Raw genomic sequence first — 6,377 nt, forward strand, 5'->3', positions numbered from 1 at the left:
GATTTAATCCTCCTGAAGCTTTACAATATCTAATTTGACACCTATCTGATCTAATTCTGTTTGATACCAATCATCAACACGATCATCTGTAATTAAATGATGAATCATACTAAGGTCCGCAAATTTCGCAAACGTAATTTTATCAAACTTACTATGGTCAGCTAATACGATCGCATCCGATGCTTGTTGGACCATCAATTGCTTAGTAGAAGCTTCGATTAAGTTCGGTGTCGTGAGTCCATCTTCCAAATCAATACCGTTTGTTCCGATAAATGCTTTATCAACATGCAAAATGGATAAGGTTTGATCAGTGATTGGTCCGACTAATGCTTGCGTTTCATGACGCAGACGACCACCTGGAACGATCACTTCAAACTGGGGTGAATCTTTTAACAGCTCAGCATGGACAACCGAATTCGTGACAACTGTTAAGGATTGAAACTGTTTTATTTCATAAACTAACGGAAGTGTTGTCGTTCCTGCATCGATTAAGATGGTGTCACCTTCTTGAATATACGATGCTGCGCGTTTGGCAATGGCTTGTTTTTCTGCTAGAAACCGATCAGATTTTTCTGTAACAGTCGGTTCGAAATTGACACTTTCAAGCGCAATGGCGCCTCCATGCGTTCGTTTGATCACGTGATCTTGTTCTAATTCTTTTAAGTCACGACGAATTGTCGATTCTGACACATTGAATGCATCACACAATTGTAGAACTGAAGCCCGTTGATGTTTTTCGATATAATTCTGGATTAGCTGTTTTCGCTCTTCACCATAAAGCAAATAAACAACACCTCTCTTAATCACATATATGATCACTTTTGATTGTTTATGATTGTATTTGACTGATTTTGATTATAATAGATGATGTAAGCGGTGTCAAAGATTTTGTTGAAAGTTGACTCCCAACACTTCATCCATTTATGATAAAATTCACTCAAGGAGTTGATTGATTATGACTGAAATTAAAGGCATCGGAGCCTCTAATGGCGTTCAAATAGGAAAAGCCTTTGTACTTCAAGACCCTAAATTAACGATTAATGAAGATAAAGCTAGCGACGTCCAACAGCAAAAAGATCAATTTAATGATGCTGTGGAACAAGCTAAGCTTGATTTAGAACGTATTCAAAAGCATGTCGAACAGGAAATGGGCGAGGATCATGCGAAAATCTTCGGTGCTCATTTGCTCGTTTTACAAGACCCTGAGCTTCTGAATGCGGTCAATACAAAAATTGAGTCCGAGCAAGTTCATGCCGACAAAGCATTAAATGATACAGCAAACCAATTCATTTCCATGTTCGAAAGCATGGACAATGATTATATGAAAGAACGTGCAGCTGACATTCGCGATGTCTCAAAGCGCGTCATCTCGTATTTATTAGGTGAACCTTTAGTCACAACGAGTGACATTACAGAAGAGGTTATTTTAGTAGCACATGACCTGCTTCCTTCTGATACCGCTCAGCTTAACCGGAAGTATGTTAAAGGAATCGTGACGGATATAGGTGGACGAACATCACATTCAGCGATCATGTCCCGTTCAATGGGCATTCCAGCTGTTGTAGGTACTTCGGAAGCCACGAATTCAGTAAATGCTGGTATGACAGTCATCATTGATGGTCAAACAGGCGATGTCATCATAAATCCGACTGACGACCAACTCAATTCATACCGAGCGAAACAACAAAAAGAACAAGAAGAAGCCGAACAATTGAAGAAATTAATCGGCCAACCTGCTACTACAACGGATGATCATACTGTCGAATTAGTGGCTAACATAGGCTCACCGAAAGATTTAGAAACCGTTATTGAAAATGATGGCGAAGGAATCGGGTTATTTAGAACTGAATTCTTATACATGGATCGTGACAGCCTGCCAACAGAAGAAGAACAGTTCCAAGCTTATCAACAAGTCCTATCGACGATGGCCAATAAACCTGTTGTGATTAGAACTTTAGATGTTGGTGGCGACAAGGACTTACCTTATTTAGACTTACCAGAGGAACTAAATCCATTCTTAGGCTTTCGTGCATTACGTTTATGTCTAGAAAGAGATGATTTATTCCGCGTCCAATTACGCGCTTTATTACGCGCTAGTGTCTATGGTAATCTCAAGATCATGTTCCCGATGGTTGCTACATTAGAAGAATTCCGTCAGGCTAAGGCTATACTTGAAGAAGAGAAGCAAGGCTTAATTCAAGCAGGTCATGACGTTAGTGATGATATTGAGGTTGGTATTATGGTTGAGATCCCATCCACTGCTGCCTTAGCTGATCAATTCGCCAAGGAAGTTGATTTCTTCAGTATCGGTACGAACGATTTAATCCAGTATACAATGGCTGCTGATCGCATGAACGAACATGTCAGTCATCTCTATCAGCCATACCATCCAGCAGTCCTTCGCTTAATTAAGCAAGTCATTGATGCTTCTCATGCAGAAGGTAAATGGACAGGCATGTGTGGCGAAATGGCTGGCGATGAAGTAGCTATCCCGATTTTACTCGGTCTAGGCTTAGACGAATTTAGCATGAGTGCTTCAGCTGTCTTACCAGCACGAAAGCAAATTCAAAACTTAAGTTATAGCGCATTACAGGAAGCAACAACTGAAATCCTATCCCAATCAACGAACGCTGATGTTAAAGCGTATGTAGAAAAGCATTTCATAAACTAATGACTTTATAAAATGACTTTGTTAAAGTCCGTTGTTGATATTGTGATCCGCTACCGGTGGACGCTTTCCGCGGGCACGGCTCGAGCCTCCTCGGCCTAAAAGCGTGGCCTGCGGGGTCTCGAGACACGTGCTGTTCCCGCAGGAGTCGCCACCTTCGCTTCTCACAATTCAACAACTAAGTGCTACATCATTTTGAAAATCAACATTAAATTTTTACAGCAAGTATAAGATTAATACCAAAATCAACATTAAAATATCGGAAGTAAACATGAAAAAAAGGGTTAAATTGCTATGCAATTTAACCCTTTTTCTTTGTTATATCTATATTTTGAGTGTTTATTGAAAGGATCTGTTAAAGTCTGTTGTTGTTAATTTGATTAAGAGGAACTTCTGTTCTGTAATAGGTCTAACTATATTAAAATCGGTGATGAACGTGAGAGCAACTGATATTCTTTAAGCCATCAACATCAAAGGCATCCTATTACGATGAATGACTTGATGATAAAAGGGAATTTAATACAAATATCGAAACATATGATACGCTTAGGCTATCTAGTTTCACGATATAAACATTACTGCTTGTTCATTTAACAGGGCAGATTACTTAAAGAAAGAATTAGTTTTTCATAAGTTCTTCATATAGATGGGAGTGGTTTAAATTGTTTGTTGGTCGAACGTTATATTTAATGGGAATGGCTTTTGTCTTCTTTAGTGTAGTGGTTATGATTATGGTTCCTTTTTCAAATGGTGGTGGCGGTATAACCCTTCCGATATTTGCTTTACTAAATGGATTTATTGCAATGGGTGTCGGAGATATTGTTATAGATTTAAATTACAGAAAAAAGGTTGAAAAGATGAACAAAGAATAAGGTATGTCTATTCCACTAACGGGTGCGTTAGTCTACAAGCAAATATTATAAAAATGGAACTTCCGCCTATTAGGAAGTTCCATTTTTATAAATAATATCAACATTAAACTTTAACAGAGCCATTGAGAAAAGACTTAAGCTTTTAAATAACACTAGTTACTACAAGTACATTAATTCAAAAGCCTTGATTATAGTAACTCCTTATTTTTCTTGTATGATCGTTTTAAAGAAATGTAGTTAGTCAAAAACCAAAACAAAGAAAAAACTACTAATATTCCAATGATATCAATCCATTCATTTTGACTGCTGGGTACACCAATAAACACTAAATATAACAGAATAAAAATACCTGCAAAACTACTTGTTTTAAACATAATATGCCTTAACTCTTTACTGTAAGCTCCTACTGTTGCTATATCGGTATATTCAATACCAGACAGTGTATATCTCCCTGTGACGTAAATAAGGAATACAGCAATAGCCATTAAAAGAGCAGTTTCAGCATCTAAGTGAAAATAGTTATTTAAGATAAGTAGTCCTACAAGGGTAAATAACAGGAGTATTCCTCCTTCTGCGAAAAAATACAATACCCTCTTTTCCTTATATTCATCATCCGGTAATAAAAAAGATATCCAAGACTTCATGACAACTCATCCTCCCAGAATAGATCATCTAATGTTTTATCTAATTCTTTCGCAATAGCGATACACAAGTTTAAGCTGGGATTGTATTTTCCCTTTTCAATCAATCCAATTGTCTGCCTCGTAGCATTAACTCGCTTTGCAAGCTGTTCTTGAGTATAATCCTTTTGCACTCTTGCTGACTTCAATTTGTTGACCATATAATCCCTCACGCACACTGTGTAATATATATTTTACTTAATGTTAAATATATATTACATCCTATCCTGATAAAATGCAATATATCCTCCTTTTAAAATAGGCTCTGTTAAAGTTTAGTGTTGATTTTCAACTGATGAAGCACTAAGTTGTTGAATTGTGAGAAGCGAAGGTGGCGACTCCTGCGGGAATAGCACGAGTCTCGAGACCCCGCAGGCTGCGCTTTTTGGCCGAGGAGGCTCGAGCCGTGCCCGCGGAAAGCGTCCACCGAGAACGGATCACAATTTCAACAACGGACTTTAACAGAGCCTTAAAATAAAAAATAGTTCAGTTAAGGGGCAAATAATAACTTTGCTCGCCAAAACTGAACTATATGCAATTAAGCGTGATTTTGCTTTTAATTACGAAGCTAAATCTTGATTTTCTTTTCGACTGATTCTTGTCATAAAGAACGCTAACACTAAGCCAAGTAGTGAGAATAGACCAGCTAAGAAGAATGAGGCATTCACCCCTTGAAGCTGTCCTTGAACACCGCCATCTGGATCAGCTAACGTGACCATCACTGTCACCATCAATGCCGTACTAATGGCACCTGACATTTGTCTAAATGTATTATTCATCGCTGAACCATGTGCAATTAAATGCTCTGGCAAAACGTTTAGCCCAGCTGTCGTCACGGGCATCATCACCATTGCAATACCAAACATGCGAACTGCATTAACGGCAACTAAATAGAAATAACTCGTTTCTGGCGTTAAATTGGCGAACATGAATGTGGTCACCGTCGTCAGTGTCAAACCGACATACAATAACCATTTAGGTCCGAATTTATCAAATAAACGACCCGTAATAGGATTCATCATCCCCATCAAAACAGCTCCAGGCATCAGCATAAATCCTGCTTCAAGCGCTGTATAACCCAGCGTATTCTGCATCATAAGCGGTAATACAATCGCTCCGCCAATCATAGCAAAGAAAGCAGTCATACCAATCACTGTTGCAATCGTAAAGATTTTATATTGAAAAATACGAAACTCTAATATAGGTTGTTCCAATTTCAGTTGTCTTAAAATGAAAATCGTTAGGGTAATCGCTCCGATAACCATGGAAATATAAACGTCAGGTGAGCCCCAACCTTCATTTCCGGCAACACTAAAGCCATATAATAGGCCACCAAAACCAAGTGTCGATAGAATAATAGATAACACATCGATTTTCGGAAAATCTCGTTTCGTTACATTCTTCAAAATAAAGAACGCGACAATAATATCAATAATTGCAATCGGTAAGACAACCCAGAATAGACTACGCCAGACAAACTGTTCTACTAACCAACCTGATAATGTCGGTCCAATTGCTGGCGCAAAGGCAATTACCAAGCCGAACAAGCCCATTACTTGTCCACGTTTTTCGATTGGAAAAATTAAGAATATGACTGTCTGCATGAGCGGCAGAATGATACCTGCTCCGGCAGCTTGTAAAATACGTCCACCTAATAAGAATCCAAATGTCGGCGCAATGGCACACAATAAAGTCCCGACTGTAAAGGAACCAATTGCTGTTAAAAATAAGGCCCTTGTCGTAAATCGGCCAATTAGAAAGGCCGTCACGGGGATCATAACCCCGTTCACTAACATAAATATTGACTGTAACCACTGTGCGGTAGATTCATCAATTTGTAAGTCCCGCATAATATGTGGAAGTGCTGTTCCCAGTAATGTTTGGTTTAATATCGCAACAAACGCGCCTGAAATTAAAACAAGCATTAAGGGCGCACGTTTGATATCATCTTTTTCTTGTTGGTTTCCTAGTGACATTATTATTCCTTCTTTCTATAAATTAATCACCAACAATTAATCATAGCAAAAATATTTCGTTTTACGAAAGGTTTTGCTTAAAAAATGGTTCTAAGTCAAATGTTGGGGTGCTCTCTTAAGAGCACTCCTTACTTATGCCATTTGGCCTTGTATATCCTTATATTTATGATGCAATAAGACT

6 protein-coding genes and 1 pseudogene are annotated in these 6,377 nt (G+C 38.4%); 3 read left to right on the forward strand and 4 right to left on the reverse strand.

The features are described from left to right. Positions 1–3: 3 nt before the first annotated feature. On the reverse strand, positions 4–807 hold the full coding sequence (locus tag FHR85_RS07345; RefSeq protein WP_341770940.1) for a DeoR/GlpR family DNA-binding transcription regulator: 804 nt from the start codon (positions 805–807) through the stop codon (positions 4–6). A gap of 148 nt (positions 808–955) precedes the next feature. Here FHR85_RS07345 and ptsP point away from each other — a divergent pair, with 148 nt between their 5' ends. The 3 genes and pseudogenes from ptsP to FHR85_RS07355 all read left to right on the forward strand — a co-directional run bounded on the left by ptsP (position 956) and on the right by FHR85_RS07355 (position 3,540). Further along, positions 956–2,671: a phosphoenolpyruvate--protein phosphotransferase gene (gene ptsP, locus FHR85_RS07350; RefSeq protein WP_167262220.1), complete on the forward strand. Its 1,716-nt coding sequence runs from the start codon at positions 956–958 to the stop codon at positions 2,669–2,671. Positions 2,672–3,127: 456 nt separating this feature from the next. Continuing rightward, positions 3,128–3,240: pseudogene (locus FHR85_RS14360) on the forward strand (IS1595 family transposase); the annotation flags it as partial. A 90-nt stretch (positions 3,241–3,330) separates the two neighbouring features. Next, a complete protein-coding gene (locus tag FHR85_RS07355) occupies positions 3,331–3,540 on the forward strand; it encodes a hypothetical protein (protein WP_167262221.1) in 210 nt (69 codons plus the stop codon). A 188-nt stretch (positions 3,541–3,728) separates the two neighbouring features. On the opposite strand, the gene FHR85_RS07360 is transcribed toward FHR85_RS07355, so the two are convergent. The 3 genes from FHR85_RS07360 to FHR85_RS07370 form a co-directional block, all read right to left on the reverse strand. Next, positions 3,729–4,184, reverse strand: a complete 456-nt coding sequence (locus tag FHR85_RS07360; RefSeq protein WP_167262222.1) for a DUF3278 domain-containing protein — start codon at positions 4,182–4,184, stop codon at positions 3,729–3,731. Beyond that, positions 4,181–4,381, reverse strand: coding sequence for a helix-turn-helix transcriptional regulator (locus FHR85_RS07365; RefSeq protein ID WP_167262223.1), 201 nt, complete (start codon positions 4,379–4,381; stop codon positions 4,181–4,183). The genes FHR85_RS07360 and FHR85_RS07365 overlap by 4 nt, the downstream gene beginning before the upstream one ends. Before the next feature lie 399 nt (positions 4,382–4,780). After that, complete coding sequence (locus FHR85_RS07370; protein WP_167262224.1) at positions 4,781–6,196, reverse strand: DHA2 family efflux MFS transporter permease subunit; 1,416 nt, start codon at positions 6,194–6,196, stop codon at positions 4,781–4,783. Positions 6,197–6,377: the final 181 nt, after the last annotated feature.

The sequence above is a fragment of the Alkalibacillus almallahensis genome, assembly GCF_011761495.1.
Taxonomy (GTDB): domain Bacteria; phylum Bacillota; class Bacilli; order Bacillales; family Alkalibacillaceae; genus Alkalibacillus; species Alkalibacillus almallahensis.

Coding starts and splice junctions, on each gene's coding strand:
- ptsP (WP_167262220.1), top strand. CDS start 956: ATGACTGAAATTAAAGGCATCGGAGCCTCTAATGGCGTTCAAATAGGA.
- FHR85_RS07360 (WP_167262222.1), bottom strand. CDS start 4,184: ATGAAGTCTTGGATATCTTTTTTATTACCGGATGATGAATATAAGGAA.
- FHR85_RS07365 (WP_167262223.1), bottom strand. CDS start 4,381: ATGGTCAACAAATTGAAGTCAGCAAGAGTGCAAAAGGATTATACTCAA.
- FHR85_RS07370 (WP_167262224.1), bottom strand. CDS start 6,196: ATGTCACTAGGAAACCAACAAGAAAAAGATGATATCAAACGTGCGCCC.